The 21,798-nt window shown below is 42.6% G+C and carries 11 protein-coding genes; 10 read left to right on the top strand and 1 reads right to left on the bottom strand.

Translation table 11 applies throughout. The features are described from left to right. Window positions 1–294: 294 nt before the first annotated feature. Window positions 295–1,566: an N-acetylmuramoyl-L-alanine amidase gene (locus D0S24_RS14180; RefSeq protein ID WP_408912547.1), complete on the bottom strand. Its 1,272-nt coding sequence runs from the start codon at window positions 1,564–1,566 to the stop codon at window positions 295–297. 129 nt (window positions 1,567–1,695) lie between these two features. Here D0S24_RS14180 and D0S24_RS14175 point away from each other — a divergent pair, with 129 nt between their 5' ends. From D0S24_RS14175 to nhaD, 10 genes are all read left to right on the top strand, one after another. Next, entirely contained in the window at window positions 1,696–4,401 is a 2,706-nt protein-coding gene (locus tag D0S24_RS14175; RefSeq protein WP_117020524.1) for a putative LPS assembly protein LptD, read from the top strand. A 208-nt stretch (window positions 4,402–4,609) separates the two neighbouring features. Next, window positions 4,610–7,633 (top strand): DNA polymerase III subunit alpha, encoded by a 3,024-nt coding sequence (locus tag D0S24_RS14170; protein ID WP_117020523.1) that lies wholly within the window; start codon window positions 4,610–4,612, stop codon window positions 7,631–7,633. A 403-nt stretch (window positions 7,634–8,036) separates the two neighbouring features. After that, window positions 8,037–8,894 (top strand): LytTR family DNA-binding domain-containing protein, encoded by an 858-nt coding sequence (locus tag D0S24_RS14165; RefSeq protein ID WP_117020522.1) that lies wholly within the window; start codon window positions 8,037–8,039, stop codon window positions 8,892–8,894. Between the two features lie 410 nt (window positions 8,895–9,304). Continuing rightward, entirely contained in the window at window positions 9,305–10,495 is a 1,191-nt protein-coding gene (locus tag D0S24_RS14160; protein WP_117020521.1) for a cytochrome-c peroxidase, read from the top strand. Between the two features lie 17 nt (window positions 10,496–10,512). Next, a complete protein-coding gene (locus tag D0S24_RS14155; protein WP_117020520.1) occupies window positions 10,513–12,021 on the top strand; it encodes a parallel beta-helix domain-containing protein in 1,509 nt (502 codons plus the stop codon). 73 nt (window positions 12,022–12,094) lie between these two features. Next, complete coding sequence (locus D0S24_RS14150; protein WP_117020519.1) at window positions 12,095–15,181, top strand: SusC/RagA family TonB-linked outer membrane protein; 3,087 nt, start codon at window positions 12,095–12,097, stop codon at window positions 15,179–15,181. A 10-nt stretch (window positions 15,182–15,191) separates the two neighbouring features. Then, entirely contained in the window at window positions 15,192–16,664 is a 1,473-nt protein-coding gene (locus tag D0S24_RS14145; RefSeq protein ID WP_117020518.1) for a SusD/RagB family nutrient-binding outer membrane lipoprotein, read from the top strand. Between the two features lie 47 nt (window positions 16,665–16,711). Beyond that, entirely contained in the window at window positions 16,712–17,617 is a 906-nt protein-coding gene (locus D0S24_RS14140) for a PKD domain-containing protein (protein WP_181938103.1), read from the top strand. Window positions 17,618–18,153: 536 nt separating this feature from the next. Beyond that, window positions 18,154–19,518: an aldehyde dehydrogenase gene (locus D0S24_RS14135; protein ID WP_117020516.1), complete on the top strand. Its 1,365-nt coding sequence runs from the start codon at window positions 18,154–18,156 to the stop codon at window positions 19,516–19,518. 937 nt (window positions 19,519–20,455) lie between these two features. After that, a complete protein-coding gene (nhaD, locus tag D0S24_RS14130; protein WP_117020515.1) occupies window positions 20,456–21,721 on the top strand; it encodes a sodium:proton antiporter NhaD in 1,266 nt (421 codons plus the stop codon). Window positions 21,722–21,798 lie beyond the last annotated feature (77 nt).

Genomic DNA, 21,798 nt, shown 5'->3' with positions numbered 1-21,798 from the left:
GGGCGGGCCCGTCCGAACGATACGGGCGGGCAAGCGTCGGAGCATTTTAAATCTCACTTAGTGAGTAATTAAAAAACCTGCCTGAGCGACTAGTCGGGCAGGTTGGGAACGAGTGTAACCACTTCCCTTCGCTCCGTTCCCACCTAAAAAATTTACACATCCCTTCCCGATAACCATGGGGAATAACCCGTATATCTTCATTCAGGTCTGCCATCAATTTTAGGCCATGCCCATTTACAAAGCTCTTTTTTCTGTTCCAAACAAAATTAGAAATAATTTTTAGAAGAGCGGTTATTATTCCGAAACGTATTTAAGCGCCTCGGTTTCGGAAATGCGCACCCCATCCTTATAGGCCACAATATACGAAGTATCATATCCTTTGGCATCTGCATTGCTCTTTAAAAGTGTGGCCTGGAAATGGGAATCCGTATTGCCGTACATATAACGGTATAAATTATTGTAAGGCTCTTTGGACAAGGTGTTCAACCCTTTAAAATTCTCCGAATGTAATGGAATATTTTTTGAGCTGGCAAAAATTTGCACCTTAAATATGATGTTTGCAGCATTCTTTGGCTCCTTTTCAACGGACTTGGGCGCTTCTTTCTTAACAGGTTCCTCTACCATCTCCTTGGTACTATTGTCCGATTCATTCTTTACGACCAGTACTGTTTTGGGTATGTTCTTGACCGGTTTTTGCTCCAGCACCAGTTGTTCCGATTTCTTATTCCCCTCCCTCTTTGCTTCATTGGCTACAGGGGTATTGTTGGCCACTATGGGGTCCGCTCCCGATATCATCTCGCCCTTATAGGCCAAAATGGCATCGGCAATGGCCTTGCCCATTTCGTTATGTCCTTTGGCAGAATTTAAATAAGCACCTTCCTCCTTGTTCGTTAAAAACCCGGTCTCTACCAGAACACTGGGCATAAAGGTCTGGTGAAGCACAATAAAACCGGCCTGCTTCACTTTTCTATCGGTCCTCTTCAACTTATTTGAGAAATTTTCCTGCATCAATTTTGCAAGATTGATACTTTGGTCCAGAAACTCTTCCTGCATAATGGTCAGGCCAATTATGGATTCCGGCGAGTTAATATCGTAGGCGGCGTACCTACTTTCATAATTATCCTCCAGATATATTACCGAGTTCTCCTTCTTTGCTATTTCAAAGTTTTGTTTATTGGCATGCAGTCCCAATACAAAAGTACCTGCACCATGGGCATCGGAACTATGTGAGTCGCAGTGTACGGAAACAAATAAATCGGCATTGGCCTTGTTGGCTATTTCACCCCTGCGGTAAAGGTCCACAAAGGTATCGTCCTTACGCGTATATATGACCTTGATATTGGGGTTCCTTTCCAAAATTTCGCCTACCTTCAGAACAATCCTTAAAGCTATGTTTTTTTCCAAATATCCGTTCCCCAAATTACCGGGATCATGCCCTCCATGCCCCGCATCCAAAACAACGACAAATTTTTCGTCATTGCCATAGTTCCCCTTATTTAAACCAAAGGAAGACAGCAAATATGTTAAAATAATAAATGGAATAATATAAAACCGTTTCATATTCATATAACTAGAGATAATTTGATCTTTTAATTAGGTTAAATTTATTGCAATACCCTACAAGCGGAACAAAAAATATATGTAAGTTTGAGCCCAAAATGTAGCTAAACCGTTACAAAAATAGGATATATAGCTTTGCAATCAAATAAACATCATGTACTTTTCCTATTGCTCCTATTATATGGTGCATTTACTGCATCTGCCCAAGAAGACCAAATAAAGCCCCTGCCCATTGTTGCTTTTAGGGATACCATAAAAGCCCCTCTTTTGCCCGACCCCAAATTGCAGGATAGCCTCATAACCGACTCTACAAAAGTAGACTCTTTAAACGGCAAAAAACCACTTCTCCTGGACAAAATAAAATACAAGGCCAAGGATTACGTGAGAATGAGCAGAAAGGAACAAAAAATATATCTTTATAACGAGGCGGAACTCTATTATCAGGATACCGAATTAAAGGCCGGCATTATTATAATGGACTACGTAAAGAATGAAGTCTATGCAGGCCGTATAAAAGATTCCCTTGGGAATTATACCCAATTGCCATTTTTTAAACAGGGCACGAATGAAGTGGTCCCAGACTCCATACGGTTTAATTTTGACAGCCAAAAGGCCATTATATGGAATTCCAGAACGGAACAACAGGCCGGTTTGGGCCAGTTGGGAAGTGATGCCATGAAGGTATATGCAGAGATTACCAAAAAAGAAAACGATTCCGTTTATTTCCTTAGTGAGGGCAAGCTAACCACCTCCAAGGATACCGTAAACCCAGATTACTATATACGTGTAAAAAAAGCGAAATTTGTGCCCCAAAAAAAGGTAATCGCTGGATTCAGTAACCTTTATATAGCCGATGTACCTACCCCTGTGGCTCTTCCCTTTGCCTATTTTCCTTTAACCGTAGGCAGAACAGCGGGACTGATGATGCCTACTTTTGGCAGCGACCCCACCCGGGGCTATTTTTTGCAGAACGGAGGATACTATGTCCCCATAAACGATTATGTAGACCTTACCCTGACGGGGGACCTATATTCCAATGGGAGCTATGGCCTAAGGACCCAATCCGTATACAGCAAAAGATATAAATATAGAGGGAATGTAAATTTTAGATACGAAAACCTGGTTACCAGTCAAAAAGGATTTAGCGATTACAGCAGGTCTACCATATATAATATTCAGATTTCCCATGCCCAGGATGCCAAAAGCAATCCCAATTCCAGGTTTCAGGCCTCGGTAAACCTAGGGAGCAGTTCCTATTACAGAAATTCCCTTTTACAGCAGAACCTGCCCAATACCCAGGTCAACAATTTATCATCCTCCATATCCTACTCCAAGACGTTCCCGGAATATCCATCCGTAAACCTTAGTTTAACGGCCACGCACAACCAAAATACCAATACGGGGGCAGTAGATGTAACCCTGCCCACCCTGCAGGCCAGTATGGAGCGTATATTTCCTTTCGCTCCACGCGAAGGCATAAAAAAAGGAATCATTCAGAATATTAACTTTCAATATAACCTGAACGCAAGAAATAGTATTTCTACTACCGAAGAAGATTTTTTAACGAGTAGAATGTTCGATAATTCCCGTTTTGGCGCCAGAAGCTCCATTCCCTTGAGTACCAATTTCAAAGTGGCCAAACATTTTAGTGTAAGTGTTGGCGGTTCCTACGAGGATGTATGGGCCATAGAAACGTATGAGAGGGGCTATGACCCCACTACCAAAAGAGAGGTGGTTACGGATACCATTAATGGGTTTGACCGTTTTGGCACATATAACTTCAGTGCCAGTATCGGTACCACCCTATACGGTCTGGTAAATTTTGGGGAGGATAAAAAAATACAGGCCATAAGACATGTTATGAGACCATCTATAAGCTATGGTTATACCCCGTCTTTTGATCAATACTATGACAGTTATATTGGGGCCAATGATGAATTGGAACTATATAGCAGGTTCGAAGGCACCCTTAACGGTGCCCCTGGCCTGAATAAATCAAGTTCTATGAGCTTTTCCCTGGGTAACCAATTTGAGGCAAAGGTGAGCGACAAGGACTCTACGGCCACCAAACCGAAAAAAATATCGCTACTGAGCAATCTTAACCTCTCTACCGGATATAATTTTGAAGCGGATTCATTAAAGCTAAGTCCCTTGAACATTAGTGGCGGAACCAACATTCTCAACAATAAAATGGCCATTAATTTTGGTGCCAGTTTGGATCCCTATGCCATAGACAATAATGGTACCCGTATAAACACCTTCAATGTGGACAATGGCGGGAGCCTTTTGAGGCTTACCTCCGCGCGGGCCAACCTTAGCTATTCCCTAAGCAGTGAGACTTTTGGAAAAAAGAAAGAGGACATAAAAGAGGACGACAAAGATGAATACGACTATGTGGCGGCAAGCGGGGGTAGGGATGACGACCTTTTTGGAAAGGGCGACGACTTTAACGAAAATAGACCGGAAGATGAAAGGGACCAAGGTTCCGAAGATGTGGAAAACCCGGTGTATGGTACAAAATTGCCATGGGACCTGAGGTTGGCCTATGCCGTAAACTACAGCAATTCCAATAGACAGAACACCATTGGGAGCCACTCCCTGATGTTTTCAGGAAATATTCAACTTTCCCCGAGATGGAAAATTGGAGGTTCCTCCGGTTACGATTTCAAAAACAAGGGATTTACGCTTACCCAACTGCGGTTTGAGAGGGACCTTAAAAGTTTTAGGATGAACTTTAACTGGACCCCCTTTGGCACATACAAACGTTGGTATTTCTTTATAGGGATAAAGAGCTCCATACTTAAAGACCTTAAGTGGGAAAACCGTAGCAAGCGAAATTAGTGTCGTGTCAATGCTACTGTGTCGTTTAAGTCGCGGTTATTTTTTATCCGGCCAAGGCAAAAAATGTTGCATAGCCCTAGCTGCCTAAGAATTTTTACAATCCGGAATCGCGGTTCAATGGACCCATAAAATTACCTATAGGTTCAGGCTGGAACGGAAACCAAAACCTTGTACCTTTGGCCAAAGCCGTACCTACCCGAGTCAAGAAATGTACTTAAACTGCCATTCATATTACAGCCTTCGTTTCGGAACCATATCCGAGGTAGAATTGCTGGAATTGGCCGAAAGGAACCATATAGATCAATTGGCCCTGACCGATATCAACAACACTTCGGCAGGATTGAATTTTGTAAGAAAGGCACAGGAAAAAGGCATCAAGCCCATTTTGGGAATCGATTTCAGAAACGGGGTAGATCCGTGTTTTATTGGTCTGGCCAAAAACAACCAAGGGTATCAGGAACTGAACAATTTCCTGTCCGATCACCTGCACCATCATAAAAAAATAGAATCCGTGGCTCCGGTTTTTAACCATGCCTATGTAATATATCCCTTTGAAAAAGTATTGCTCGATAAACGTGACTCGTATTTGGAGCATGAGTTTATAGGCATATCCATTAAAGATCTTAGAAGGTTGCCCTTTACCAAAATAATGGATTATAGGGATAAATTGGTGGTCCTCCAAGCCGTTACCTTTCGGAATAAAAGTGATTTCAACGCCCACCGACTGCTACGCGCCATTGACAACAACGTACTCCTAAGTAAATTGTCCCCGAGCGAGGAAGCCGATCCTGAAGAAAAAATGTTTCCAAAGACAAACCTATTATCGGCTTTTTCAGAATATGAATATATTTTGAAGAACACGGAGCGATTAATGCAGTCCTGCCAAATTTATTTCGATTTTTCAGAAAAAAGAAAGCCCCAAAACCTGTTATCCTACCTTGGAGACAAAGAAAAGGACGAGAACCTTTTAGAAGCACTGTGCCAAAAAAGCTTGCCTGAAAGGTACGGACACCGTAAAATAGATACGGTAATTCTGGACCGACTCCAAATGGAATTGGACTTGATAAAGAAAATGGGGTTCGTACCCTACTTTCTCATTAATTGGGATATTGTTTCCCATGCCAGAAAACAGGGCTTCTTTTATGTAGGCCGGGGCAGCGGGGCAAATAGCATAGTAGCCTATTTGCTACGCATCACCGATGTAGACCCTATAGAACTGGACCTCTACTTTGAACGTTTTATTAACCTGTACCGGGTAAACCCTCCCGATTTCGACCTGGATTTTTCATGGAAAGACCGCGAGGCCATGACCCAGTACATTTTTGAGCGTTTCCCCAACGTTACGCTCTTGGGTACCTATGTTACTTTCCAGGAAAAAGGGGCTATACGTGAACTGGGCAAAGTATTCGGACTGCCCAAAGAGGAAATAGATGTTCTATGCGACAGCAATTATAAGGCTACGGATTTGGACAAAATAGCCTCATTGGTCCTAAAGTACGGGCAATTGCTTAAAGGAATGCCCAATTACTTAAGTATCCATGCCGGTGGCATCCTTATCACCGAAAAGCCCATACAGTATTTTTCCGCTACCCACCTCCCCCCCAAGGGGTATCCTACCACGCATTTCGATATGGTGATTGCGGAAGATGTTGGCCTTTTTAAATTTGATATCCTATCCCAAAGGGGTCTGGCCAAAATTGAAGAGACCTTGGAAATCATAAGCTATAATTGGCCTGAGGAAATAAACAGCATAGACATCCATGATATTGCCCGGTTTAAAAATGACCCCCTTATCAACAACCTGGTCAAGAGTGCCCAATGCATGGGCTGCTTTTATGTTGAATCTCCTGCCATGCGAATGTTGCTCAAGAAACTGGAAGTCGATAATTATCTGGGATTGGTGGCCGCCAGTTCCATTATACGCCCTGGAGTGGCCAAAAGCGGTATGATGCGCGAGTATGTATTGCGGCATAGGGATCCACAACGCGCCAAGGAAAGGGCACATCCGATTATGTTGTCCATAATGCCCGAAACCTACGGTGTAATGGTATATCAGGAGGATGTAATAAAGGTAGCCCACTATTTTGCCGGTCTTACCCTTGGCGAGGCCGATGTTCTAAGACGGGGTATGAGCGGCAAGTTTCGGTCTAGGGAAGAGTTCCAAAAGGTAAAGGAAAGGTTTGTGGACAATTGTAGAAAAAAAGGTTATGACGATACCCTTATTTTTGAAATTTGGGACCAGGTAGCGAGTTTTGCCGGCTATGCCTTCGCCAAGGGCCATTCGGCATCCTATGCGGTTGAAAGTTATCAGACCCTATTCCTAAAAGCATATTATCCTTTGGAGTATATGGTAGCCGTACTCAACAATGGAGGAGGCTTCTACAGTCCCGAATTCTATATACACGAAGCACGTATGCTAGGGGCAAAAATTCACTCTCCGTGCATCAATAAAAGTTTTATGGCCAATTGTATTAAAGGTAAGGAATTGTACCTGGGGTTTATGTTCCTTAGGGATTTGGAAGACAAAGTAATACACCATATTATAACTGAAAGAACTGCCAATGGTCCGTTTTTATCATTGACCAATTTTCTGGATAGGATCTTTATATCCATAGAACAATTGAGCATCCTGATCCGAATAGACGCCTTTGGGTTTACCGGGACAAATAAACACCAACTCTTATGGCAAGCCCATCTTTCACTGTCCAAAAACACAAAATTGGACCACCCCAAATTGTTCAATGCTACCCATAAACATTTTGAAATTCCAAGATTGTACGCCACCGATCTGGAAATGGCCTTTACCCAATTGGAACTTATGGGGTTTTCCCTTTGCAGTCCGTTCGATATTTTGGCGGAGCCTCCCAGCAACGCAAATGGCAAAAGGGATCTGGAAGGCCATCTGGGCAAGAATATTGATATTTACGGGTATCTGGTGACCGTAAAAAACACAAGGACCCATCAAGGAACCCGCATGAATTTTGCCACTTTGGTAGATCGGCACGGGGAAGTTTTTGATACCGTACTCTTTCCTCCTATAGCTGCAAAATATTTTTTCAGGGGAAGGGGTATTTATCGCTTTTATGGAAAGGTGGTCAGTGAATTTGGCTTCTTGAGTATAGAGGTCTTTAAAATGCAAAAGATGGATTATATTCCGGATCCTAGATATGCGGACATGAAAACAAGTGCATTAAGACTTCATTCCGATAATAAACGGCATAACATAGACTAAGTTAATGGGCAATAGGCAATAAATACTAGATACTAGAATTGAGATATTAGATGCTTGAAACCTTTCAACATTCAAAACTTTCAACATTCAAACTTTCAACTTTATAACTTTGAACTTTCCCCTGCCAACTGCTACTGCCTACTGAAGACTGTCATTGCCCACTGCAACTGCTAACGGCCACTGCCAACTATAATAAATGGCATTTCCCCATAGCAATCGGAATGCACCGGTATGGCCAACTGGGCCGGCCGTAAATAAGAAAACCCAAGAGCTATTACCGAAAAGATAATTCCATAGGGGCATCCCTATAAAAAGTATTTTCACTAGATTCGAAGCAACAATATAATCCGACCCCTAAACCTAAAAAAATTAGCATGCCTTGTTTTTGTAACCGGTACATCCTATGAGGAAGCGTATAAAAACAATATTAAAACAGGATGTTCCCTATCTGGATTCCACTGGGAGCAAACTTTTCCTTATCGGCTTTATCTGTCTGTATTCCTTTATTTTTATAAATATATACGACCCCTATAACATAAATACATGGGGCAAAAATTTTTACTGGGAGTTCATCCTGATCGGCTTGAGCGTACTAATTTTCAGTCAGTTCGTAGTCCGTACCACTTTAGGGCCCAAAAGATTCAAGATCTATAGTCTAATACCGTGGGGCCTTATGGAAATGGGATTGATGGCATTTATCTTTGAGCTGGCCTATAGTCCTTCATTTAAAACATTTCAGGAGCAGGTTTCTGAATTTTTTATAACGTTCCGGCAAATAGGGCTTGTAGTGGTGGTGCCTTATACATTGTTTCTCTGGTATGCCCAGATCAAACAAAAAATATCCTCTTTCAAAAAGGAAATTCAATTTAATATAGAAGGCTCAGGTTCGGAAGGAATCAGTGAACTATTGATTTTGAACGGAGAGAACAATAAGGTGGTATTGGCCATTAAATATAACCAGCTGTTGTATATCAAATCTGCAGGGAACTATTTGGAAATCTTTTACCTCAAAGGAGAAAAAAGCAACAAGGAACTCATTAGAATGAGTTTCAAGGAATTGGACGGTATTATCCAAGACCCAAAGATAGTCCGGATCCATAGATCCTATATGGTCAATACTGCCCATATCAACGCCGTAAAGAAAACCAAAAAAGGCTACATCCTAAGTATCCAACATATACCGGAAGAAAAAATACCCGTTTCTTTGGGTTACAGGACCAGGTTTGAAAAGGTCCTCCAACTTAAAAAAATACCCCATTAATCCCAAATAGGGCTATTTCATCACAAAATTTCATAGACATAACAGCTAGTGTCCTGTTAACCTTATTTTAGTCACCCCAAGTCTTGTTCTTTTTCACCTGACCATCGTTAAAAAAGAGTTCCGTAGCTATGCTATGCAACTATTTTTTGCCTCGTCCAGATAGAAAATAACGGCGACTTAACCGACATAATAGCATTAACATAACACTAGTTGTAGTACCCTCCTTAATTTGTGCCTATAAACTGTGTATTAGCAGCGCAGTACATAGGATATAGTCCAGGGACAATTACAAAATGTCAGGTTATTTTGTTCAAATAGGGTCCAAAAGTCCCAAGGTAACATGCCCCTTAAGCAATTGGGAATAACCAGATCAATTAATGATTGAAAAACAAAAGGTGAATTAAAACCGGGTGAAAAAAAGTAGGGTCATATTAAAGGTAATCGTTTCGGGATCCATTTTAGGAATCTTGGTACTGATAATTTTATCCGGCCAAAGTACCACTGCCTACCACCCCGTTCCAATTTTACAAAGCAATTGCCCTCCAGGATTTAAACTTAACGGGAATAATGAGTGCATTGCCAAAAATCTCTATAACCAATATGCAATAACCAACAAGGCCGGTGTTGGTGGCCTAAAATCGGCCCTGCCGGAAATTCGCGATGGCTTTTCCCCAAAAGAAATTGATTTGGGAAGGTATTTGTTTTTTGATCCCTTACTTTCTGCCGACCAAACCATTTCCTGTGCAAGCTGCCATGATCCCAACAAAGGATTTAGCGATGGATTGGCCACTAGCCGTGGCAAGGACGGACAACGATTAAAAAGGGCGGCACCTTCCCTTTATAATGTAGGCTATTTAAAAAAACTGTTTTGGGACGGTCGTGCCTCAACTTTGGAGGAGCAGATGTTGGAACCGTTGTTTTCTAAGGAAGAGATGGGAAATACACTGGAAAACTTGCTCAGTACCCTAAATGAAATTGAAAATTATAGAACATTGTTTGCAGAGGCATATCCCAATAGGCATAGGGACCAACCCATTGCCCTCCATGAAATTACCAAGGCCATTACCGCTTTCCAATCCTCCCTGATCTCTTTAAATAGCAGGTACGACCAATATGCCCATGGCTACGATGAAGCATTGAACAAGAACGAAATTGAAGGTCTAAATGTATTTAGATCCTTCGTAGCCCGCTGTGCTGAATGCCATACCCCTCCCCTGTTCACCAATCAACAATTTGCAGTTATAGGTACTCCCGAGCCCGATAATCTGCCCTTGGACCCGGGTGCCGAAATTCCATTTAAAGACAAAAGCCTCCGTGGGGCCTTTAAGGTTCCCAGCCTTCGAAATATTGCCCGGACGGCTCCCTATATGCACTCTGGGAGATTCAAAACACTTCGGGAAACGGTACAATTTTATACGGACGGTCGGGGCCATGCCGTACCTGAGGGGGAAAAATTATTGATACACTGGCACATATGGGAGCCCAATTTAACCGATTACGAATTGGACCGCTTGGTAGACTTTCTTAAAACGCTGACCGATGAATCCTTTACACCTAAAATCCCCGAGGTCCTGCCATCGGGTCTAAAATCATCAACCTAATTAAAAGCAACTTAAAAATGAAGAAAAAATCGCCTTTTATAAAAATCATCACCGCTATGGTACTTTTAGGAATAGGGGTGTTCATTGGAAAATGGTTCTTTGGACAAAAAAATGTGGAGACCGTTCCCATACCTTCCACCATAAAATATAGAAATATTGGGCATACCAATGATACCACACAAGTAACCAACAGGCAGGAGTTTACTGGAAGTATCATAGAGGTCAACAAAGGCTCATCCATTCAGGATGCCGTAAATAAGGCCAACCCCGGCGACCTGATCCGCGTATATCCCGGAACGTATTCGGAGAACGTTTACATTGATAAGAATAATATAAGCCTACAAGGAGTGGTGATCAATGGGGAATGGCCCACTTTGGACGGCAAAAAGCAAATAAACGATGCCTTCCTTTATTCGGGCAATGGAATTCTTATCGAGAATTTTAAAATAATCAACTACAAAGGCAATGGCGTAATGGGCCAGGCCGGCAACAACTTCATAATCCGCAATAACTGGATTATTGACACCGGCGTTTATGGCATTTTTCCACAATATGGCAAAAACGGACTTATTGAACATAACGTCCTGAGCAAAATAGCGGATGCGGCCATTTATGTTGGTATGTGCGATAATGTAGACGTACTGCACAACGAAGTGTTCGATAATGTTGCGGGTATTGAAATTGAAAACTCCAGGCACTGTTTGGTAGAAAATAATTATGCCCACAACAATACAGGCGGACTGTTGGCCTTTGTAACCCCGGGGCTTCCCATAAAAACTACTTTTGATGTTATTATGCGCAACAACTTTGTGGTAAACAACAACCATGAAAACTTTGGCGCACCGGGGTCTACCGTTTCAGGAATCCCCCCCGGTACCGGAATTTTGATCATGGCGGCCGATGACGTAATCGTAGAAAATAATATCATTACCGGAAACAACAACACTGGAATTACCATTGTGGATCTTGCTACGGGAGACCCCAAGGCCAATGACCCAAATTCCGAAGGAAATCCGGATAGGGTGGTAATCCTTGATAATATTATGTTCAACAATGGCAACGCCCCTACCGGTGAAATAAAGGCTATAATGCTTACCCAAATGGACACAAAGGGACCCGATATTTTTGCCTATGGAGGGGGATCCGGAAGCACGATAAGGGATAAGAACAGATATCGGACCTTTGGTCTGGATAATTACGGCATTGCAGAAATAACCGATACCAAGGATATCCCAACCATGATGACCCCGTCTCCGGTGCCACCTAGATCGGTTTCCCCGGAAGAATTGGGTGAGCTCACCTATTACGGGGTCTGCGCAGGCTGTCACGCATTCGGTACCAGATTGATAGGTCCGCCGACCGAAATCCTTCAGGCAATACATAAGGACAACCCCCAGGGGATCGTAGACTATATCACAGCTCCAAAAAACCTGAGGGAAGACTATCCGGAAATGCCGCCCCAAGATTATTTATCGGAGGAAGCCAAGATGGCGGTAGCCGAATATATTTTGGAATTAAAGCATTAAACCCGTCCCATAGGGTAAAGGAATTTTACAATTTTCCGGGAACCACTTAAATAAACTACCAAACCACTTATATATGAACAAACTAATTCTAATATTGGCCATATTCGGTACTACTATTACCGTACGGTCCCAAAAAACCATTTCCGGTCAGGTACTGGAAAAAGACACCAACACCCCGCTACTTGGAGTAAGCGTATTGGTAAAGGGTACAAATACTGGAACGACCACGGATTTCGATGGGAATTATACCCTTGCCAACCTCAGTGGGGACGACATACTTCAATTCTCTTTTATTGGATATACGTCCAAGGAAGTGGCCCTTGAAGATAGGAACACCATTAATGTCTTCTTGGAAATTAATGCCGAAGAGATGGACGAGGTGGTAGTTACTGCCCTTAACATACAGCGGAACAAGGAATCCCTTGGCTATTCCATCTCCCAGGTATCCGCTGGAGAAGTTAACGTAGCAAGGGAAAACAATGTTATGAATTCGCTTTCGGGGAAAGTTTCGGGATTGCAGATTACACAATCAAATACTGGGGTTGATGGCTCCAGTCGGGTACTCCTAAGGGGTATTACCACAATTAACGGGAACAATAGACCTTTAGTGGTGGTAGATGGTATTCCCATTAGCAATAGTTCCGGTGGTGCCGGCGGAAGCGGGGGAATCGACCGGGGTGACGACCTATCGGATATCAATCCAGATGATGTAGAATCCATCAGTGTGCTCAAAGGAGCAGGAGCGGCAGCGGCCTATGGCTCACTGGGCATGAACGGGGTAATTTTGATCACCACCAAGTCAGGAACAAAAAAGGACGGCGTAGGCATTTCCTTCAATTCGTCCTTCTCGTTTATAGATGTTGCCCTAACCCCTGATTTCCAAAACGAATACGGGGCAGGTGCATTTGGGGATTTTGCACCTATAAATGCCGATGGAAGGCCCGTTCTGGATTATCCCTTTTCATGGAGCTGGGGCCCAAGAATGGAGGGACAACAGTATACCAACTGGCTGGGAAAGCAGGAGAGCTACTCGCCCAACCCTACTGGAAACCCCTATAAAGAATTTTACCAAACCGGTTTTACCATCTCCAACTCCCTGGCCTTTGAAGGGAAAAATGATAAGGGTTCGTTTAGATTGGCCATAACGGATGAGGACGGACAGGGTATCGTGGGCAACAATACATTGGCAAAACAGACATTTAGCCTAAGAGGTTCCTCCAAACTGACAGATAATTTTATTGTTGATGGGAAAATGGCCTATATCACTTCCAAGGTAAAAAATAGACCGCAATTGGCCGAAGGGAGCGGAAATACGGCATTACAACTTTCCCTGATGCCAAGGGACATCCGTCTGGAAGATGTCCGGAACAATACAGTAAATGCATTTGGGGAAGAAATAAAATGGAATTTGGACAATACATTTAACAACCCCTATTGGGCGTTGGACAATGCGGGCAATGTAGATGAAAAAGACCATTTTCAAGGCTTTATCTCCGCAAATTGGGAGATTGATGACAAGTTCAATATCACGGCAAAATCGGGTATGGACTATATCATTACTGATTTCATTAGTTATGGGGCAACAGGGGCACAGGCCGTGCAAAACGGATTGGGCGCATACAATCATGATAACGATAAAAGTAATATCTGGAACTCTGATATTTTAGGAACATATTCCACCAATATTTCCGATATCAATATCACCCTAAGTTTGGGGGCCAATTACCGCAATGAATACAGCAGCTATAAAAATATTTCGGGCAACGATGCCAAGGTTCCCAATTTTTATAGAATCAGCAATTACAAAAACTCCTTCTCCTCTGAGGGAATTTCAAAAAAAGCCATTTATTCCTACTATGCGCTTGGACAATTTGGCTACGGAGGCTTTTTATATTTCGATGCCACCCTGAGAAACGATAATTCTTCCGCATTGCCCCAGGCCAATAATTCCTATTGGTACCATTCGGAGAATATGGGTCTATTGTTCACCAAATTATTGGGCATCAATCCCAACATATTAAGTCTGGGCAAACTAAGGGGGTCCTTTGCCAAAGTAGGGAACGACACCAGCCCCTATCGGACACAGGCAGTTTACAACGTTGATCAAACGGTAACATTGCCCTATACCGTTGCCTCGATTTCAGGAAGTCTTCCCTCTTTTGATCTAAGGCCGGAAACATCCGAATCTTGGGAAATTGGGGCTGATATTGGTTTTCTAAAGAACAGAATCACTTTGGATGTCACTTATTACAAGACGAACACTACAGACCAAATTATGGCCGTTCCAATCTCAGGGACCACGGCCTATTCCTCAAAAGTGATCAATGCCGGAGAAATTGAAAACAAGGGCATTGAGGCCCAGTTGAATGTAATTCCTTTTGAGTCCGAAAATTTTTCATGGGACATAGGGTTTAACTTTACCAAAAGTAACTCCAAGGTAATTACGTTAAATGAAGGATTGGAAAGCATTTCCCTGGGGTCTCTCTGGACCGCTTCCGTGGAGGCAAGACCGGGTCAGGAATTCGGGACCATTTATGGCAATGATTTTCTAAGGGATAATTTCGGAAGGAAAATAATTGGAAATGATGGTCTCGCCAAAAGAGGGGACCGCATTGCCCTGGGAAATATAAACCCGGATTGGTACGGCGGTTTTACGAACAAGATCCGTTACAAGAACTTTAGCTTGAGTTCCCTTATCAGCGTTCAGGCAGGTGGGGAATATTATTCGTACGGGAGAGGGTACCGCCTATTTTTTGGAACGGATGAACGAAGTCTAGTGGGGAGGGAAAATGGAATTATAGAAGAAGGCATCAATGAGTTTACTGGTTTTGAAAATGACAATGCCACCAGCGCCCTACTTAAACAGTTTACGGATATATTTTCCAACCAAATTGCCACCGACATCATTTTGGATGCTACCAACGTTAAGCTTAGGGAGGTGGCACTGACTTTCGATTTTCCCAAGAACATCTTACGGGAAACGTTTATTCAATCGGCAAGTCTGTCCGCCGTTGGCCGAAACTTGCTCTTTCTATACAATGCTGCCGGCGATATCGATCCCGAGGCGACCTATAGTAGCGGCCCGGCCAGTACTGCTTTTGAACATTCATCGCTGCCCTCTACCAGGAGCTATGGACTGAACCTAAAAATCAACTTTTAAACAGAAGAATATGCAAACCATATATAAGGTGATAAGTAAAACAGCAGCTGTAGCTGTATTGGGAGTGCTGTTCCTTTCCTGCGAGGGGCATTTGGAAGACCTTTATGATAATCCGAATGCCGTAACCGAAATAGATGATGCTGCTTTATTTACCAAGGCGGTCAGGAGTTTATATCAAGGAACTACGGACAATGGGTCTTCCCATTTTGCCGGTATGTATGCCCATTATTATGTGGCAGGAAGTACTTGGAGGGCCCCGGATCAATATGGGGATGGCCATGACCAAGATTACAACAGCATTATGAATGAGGGGTATAGTGGAACAATACGCCATATTGAAGAGGTTTTGGAACTCACCTCCAAACCCGGTACCCAAAACAATGTGAGATATGCCCTTGCCAATATTATTGCCGTATTGGGCTATGCAAAGATTACCGATGGTTATGGGGATGTACCTTACACCGAGGGCGGGAAAGGCAAATCGCAGGATATATTGCTTCCTAAATATGATCCCCAAGAAAGTATTTACAAAGACCTGATCATGAGATTGACCAACAGTATCGGTACTTTGAAGACCGCAGATCCTGCCATGGCGTATCCCGATTCGGATCCCATCTACAACAATGATTTGGAAAAATGGGTACGGTTCGCAAATAGCGTTCGGCTACGTCTGGCCATGCGTTTGCGCTATGTAGATGCAGGCCTGTCCCGATCTACCGTTTCCCAATGTTTGTCCGAGCCCTTAATGGAAACCCCTGAACATGATGCCTATATGATTGAAACGGAAGGCACCGGCAATGCTTGGTTTAACAGACGTACAGGCTTCCCATCCATTAAAATGTCGGCATTTTTGATAAATCAAATGCAGGTTACCAATGATCCTAGATTAACAGTGTTTGTAGGTCAGGACAGTAACGGACAGTTTTCCGGCATTGTCAACGGCCTGACCGATCAGGCATTTGGAAATTCCAATTTTGCCAACTTATCCGATATGGGCCTTGCCCTCTCTTCCCCGGAAAGCAAACTTTATATCATGAACGCCGCCGAAACTTGGCTTTTAAGGGCCGAGGCGGCCCTGGCCTATGATGAAGATCCCGTTCAGGCCAACATATTATATAGAAAAGGTATCGAGGTGTCCTTTAACCAATGGGAAGTTGATGCTACGGAAATTACCAACTTCATGGGTTCTACCATAGCCAATCTATCAGGAATAAATGATGAGGAGCAGATCGGCGTTCAGATGTGGTTGGCACTGATCCCCAATTTCTTTGAGGGCTGGTCCCATATACGGCGTACCGGTTATCCTGTTATACCGGTAAGGACCAGTGACGATTTATCCACGGGGGCCACCAATGGCATTATGCCCACTAGGTTTATGTACTCTTCCTTTGAACTAGGTGCAAACAGCACCAACGTACAAGAAGCTATTTCGAGACAGGGAGCAAATAAGATAGACACTAAGGTATGGTGGGATAAAAACTAAACGATAAATATAATCAGATGAAACGGGCATTAAGAAATTTTAATCGTATGAAAAATATTAAGCAACTCCATCTTCTTCTACTTGCCATACTATTGGTTAACTGTAGCGATGATGATGAACCACAAATTCCGCTTTCGGATTTTCAATTTTTAGTAGAGGGTTCTGTGGTAACCTTTAACGGAACGGTTGAAAATGCTACTTCCATTACTTGGGATTTTGGCGACGGTTCCAGCAGCACGGAGGAAGATCCGGTGTACGCCTTTGATAGTCCCGGAACCTACAATGTGGTCATGACGGTTAGCGGTGCAAACGGTACCTTCTCGGAAACCAAAACAGTAACTATTCTTCCTACCCTGGACATTCTCCTAACAGGGGGACCGGCAAGGCCCCAAGGTAAAACATGGAGGTTAAAAAGAGCATATACCGCGGGTATGGAAGGTGCCGGATTGATCGAAAATAAGCTGGGGCTTATGATTGCATCCTTTGATAATTTATTGGGTGCAGTAGGATTGGGAGCTTCCTATGACGATACCTTTACCTTTGTCCATGACGGGACCTACAAAGTAGATAATGTTGATGGCCAAAGCCTTATGGGCATTATACATGCCAGTGCTTTTTACGCAGCCAATATTACCGCTGTTTCAGCAGATCTTGCCAACGTACCTTTGGCCCATGCTACCTATACCCCAGTGGCAGACGCTACTTGGGAGCTTAACGAAGATGATTTTACCATTAACACACTATATCCTCAAGTTGGGCCTGTAAGTATCAATTTCACGGGAAAGCAACGTCTTATCCTGGGGGAATACCTAGGGTACAAAGAAACCAGTAATATCGTAATTCTAAAAGAGATTACCGAGACAACGATGAACGTGGCCCTGGGCATCCATACGGAACCGGATTTCTATGATACCCCTACCCTATTCTTTCATTTGACCTTGGAATCTTTGTAAATACTAAAAATGGATTCCGTTAACTGATGAAAAATGAACTAGTGTTATGTTAAGGATGTTTTGTCATTTAATTTAGGTCTCGACTCCGCTCGACCAGACAATCGATCGTCACTTCGAGCGGAGTCGAGAAGTCATTTCACGGTTAACTTAACACTAGTCCGAAACAAGGGGTATAGGATATAGAAAGCAGGACCGCTGTGCTACCAGTGCGCTATCAACCCTACTTTAGCCATCCCAAGTCTTGTTCTTTTTCACCTGGCCTTCGTTAAAAAACAGTTCCGTAGCTACGGCTATGCAACATTTTTTTGCCTTGCCCAGATAAAAAATAACGGTGACTTAAACGACACAGTAGTATTGACAGGACACTAGAACCAAGATACTGGACAAAAGCGTGACCACCTATAACGCTATCTCCGGGGGCGGCCAAGGGGAGAAAATCTGCTTGGCCGGAAGGGAAGGAAAAATAAAATATGGACCTAAAGGACATATTTGCAGCGAATATTGGTAACTCAATACAAGTTCATTAACTTAAGACCATGAAGGCATTGAAAATACAACGTGATTTTTTTGCAACTCAAGTAACTAAGGACGTATCCTTTCGAAAAGCAGCCTTAAAGCGGTTGCAAAAAGAAATCATTGCGCGTGAGGACGATATTGCGCAAGCCATTTACAACGATTTTAAAAAGCCCAAGTTCGAGACCCTGGCAGCGGAAACACAGTTTGTTTTGGCGGAACTAAAACAGTTGTTGAAAAACATAAACCATTGGGCCGTCCCCGAAAGAAAATCCGCCTCTTTAATGAATTGGCCCTCTTCGGATTGGATATACAAGGAGCCTTATGGTGCTGTATTGATCATTGCTCCATGGAACTATCCATTTCAATTGGCATTTGCCCCTATGATCGCCGCTGTGGCGGCAGGGAACACGGTTGTGGTAAAGCCCTCGGAAGTTACACCGCATACGGCAACGATCATCTCCGAGATTATCGTTGCAGTCTTTAAACCGGAACATGTTAGCGTTGTGGAAGGCGGTGTGGAGGTATCCCAAAAACTTTTGAAGGAAAAGTGGGATTATATTTTTTTTACAGGAAGTACCCGCGTTGGGCAAATAGTTTATGAAGCCGCGGCCAAACACCTCACCCCAGTAACCTTGGAACTGGGAGGAAAAAACCCCACCATAGTGGATAAAACGGCATCTATTAATTTGGCGGCAAAACGGATCGCATGGGGGAAATTCCTAAATGCAGGCCAAACCTGCATTGCTACGGATTATATCCTTGTTCATGAAGACGTTAAGGACCAACTTGTAGCAGCACTTATACAGAACATTGGCAAGTGCTACGGAGAACATATAGAAAATTCGCCGGATTTTTCACGCACGGTAAGCAAAAGCCATTATAAAGGTTTAAAGGAAATGTTAACGGGCCAGGAAATTCTTTTTGGTGGCGATAGCAATGATGAAGATAATTATCTGTCCCCGACCATAGTAAATGAACCTAAATTGGACAGTAAATTGATGCAAGGCGAAATTTTCGGGCCCATACTTCCAATCATTGCCTACGCCAATGAGGCCGATATAGATAGACATATCACCAATTATGGCAAACCTTTGGCTACCTATATCTTCTCCAACCGCAAATCTTTCCAGAAAAAAATAATCAATAGGTATAGTTTTGGTGGGGGGGCCATCAATGACACTATAATACAGATCACCAATAAAAATCTCCCTTTTGGAGGGGTTGGTGCCAGCGGTATAGGTGCTTACCATGGCAAAAGATCCTTTGACCTTTTTTCACACCAAAAGGCCATTATCAAAAAAGCCAATTGGGTGGATGCCCCACTCCGTTATCCGCCCTACAACCTGCCCATGAAATTGGTAAAAATTATAAAGTACCTTTTCTAGACAAATAAACTAATATCCAATAGAATTACTTACCTGCCGGCAAAGACAGAGGTTATGGAACGGAACGGATTATATTTAGGCAATAGGTAAAAAAAAGATTTCACTGTGGCCTACCGATGTTTTTGGAAACTAATCCCAATCAGCATCGGGAACAATGAAATTACAGGATTTTAACCTTTAAAAATTTCCTGAAACCGTCTATCCCCTAGGCCCTGTCCGGCAATAAGGGAGGCCTGTCCGAACGGCATGGGCAGACATAGTATACCTTTAAAAACTATTTAAGGTGAGTTCGACCGGTATTTAATTATCAATGAGCTGTATATGATAATTTTGTCCGGTCGGGCGGAGTAGAGACCTCTATTTAGAGATATAAACGTCAAAAAAAAACTCTCAATTCCGGAGGGACAGAAACATTAATTTGAATAATTGATAATCTACTATTTGAACTTCATTTTAAGTCGAACCCAAGTTATTTAGGGTACTTCCTTCTATTTTTTTATGGGATTTCAAATCTGTAAATCCCACCAATATAAACAGCCAAAACAATTTATAACCTCCTCTTTAAGATATTTGCTAAGAAATATTTTTAACAATCTATTAACGATTATTATTTATACCTTAGAATTGGTAATATGATAAACTATAGTGTGGGTAGATACCATTATCCAATTGTTTATTATACTGCTTTGATGTAATTCTGTTTATTCCTATGTACATAGCATCTTCCTAAGGTTTCATAGAGTAAGTGCCCATTTGGCCTTAAAAAAAAAGAATGGACAACCTAGCCATTCCTAAATCATATTTCTCCCAAAAGTCAATTAACCTCATTAAAATTTTCAGGTAAATCATAATAATTCACAGTATTTAAAATCCTTCCACAATTGGATAAAACTATAAAAGTTATGGGAACAAAGAATTCATATCCAAAAAAAATATCATGCTAATTACGGCCCTTCTCTTCATTGCCGGCTATATGATCATAGCCCTGGAGCACGTTGTTAAGATCGACAAGGCAGCGACTGCCTTGTTTATAGGGGTAATATTATGGGTTATTGTTGCCCATACGGGGGTGGATTTTTCAGAAACCCTAACCCAACTTAAGGAGCATTTTGAAGAAATAGCGGAAATTCTCTTCTTCCTGCTTGGAGCAATGACCATTGTTGAATTGATAGACATCCACAACGGATTTGAAATTATCCTCAGGGTCATAAAGACCAGAAGCATGCTAGTACTGCTTTGGGTACTCTGTATTCTCACCTTTTTCCTATCCGCGGTATTGGACAACCTCACCACTACCATAGTAATGGTAGCTATTTTAAGGAAATTTTTGACCAGCAAGTCGGACCTCTGGTATTTCGCAGGATTCATCATCATTGCAGCCAATGCAGGTGGGGCCTGGTCGCCCATTGGAGATGTTACCACAATTATGCTTTGGAACGGAGGTCAGGTTTCCACAGGCACCATAATTACCGAGGTATTTCTACCTAGTTTGGTCTGTCTATTGGTTCCTTTACTAATAGCGTCCTATCAATTTAAGGGCAAAACCATTGAAGCAGAGGTGCCTATTGCCCCTAGGATCCAACAAATAAAACCTAAGGAAAGTAATTTTATTTTGCTTTTGGGAGTAGGCCTACTTCTAATGGTACCTGTATTTAAGGTGGTTACACATTTACCTCCTTTTATGGGTATGCTGCTCAGCCTATGTGTTTTGTGGTTGATTACGGAAATACTGCATAAGAATAAGCCTATTGAACTTAAGCAGCATTTATCGGTTGCGGCAACGGTTCAAAGAATTGACACCCCTAGTATTCTTTTCTTTTTGGGAATCCTATTGGCGGTCGCCGCCATTGAAACCAATGGTTCCCTAACGTTTGTTGGAAGTGCCTTGGAAACTACTTTTAAAGATTTTCACATAACAAGTACTTTATTGGGGCTTTTGTCCTCCTTAATAGACAACGTACCATTGGTGGCCGGGGCCATGGGTATGTATTCCATGGAAACCTTTCCCCAAGACCATGAATTCTGGACATTTTTGGCCTATTGCGCCGGTACGGGAGGAAGCGTACTTATTATAGGTTCCGCCGCCGGAGTGGCCGCTATGGGAATTTTGAAAATTGATTTTTTATGGTACCTCCGCCGTTTGGCCTGGCTGGCCTTGATAGGTTACTTTTCAGGTATCTTGGTCTTCATTTTAATGAATTAAGGGTTAATTTAACCCGAATAACAACAATACCTAAAATTTTAAGAAAACTGAACGGTAAGCTTCATGAATAGCCTAAT

Source organism: Arenibacter sp. P308M17, assembly GCF_003426735.1.
GTDB lineage: Bacteria > Bacteroidota > Bacteroidia > Flavobacteriales > Flavobacteriaceae > Arenibacter.
This window is presented reverse-complemented; position numbering and strand designations above follow the sequence as displayed.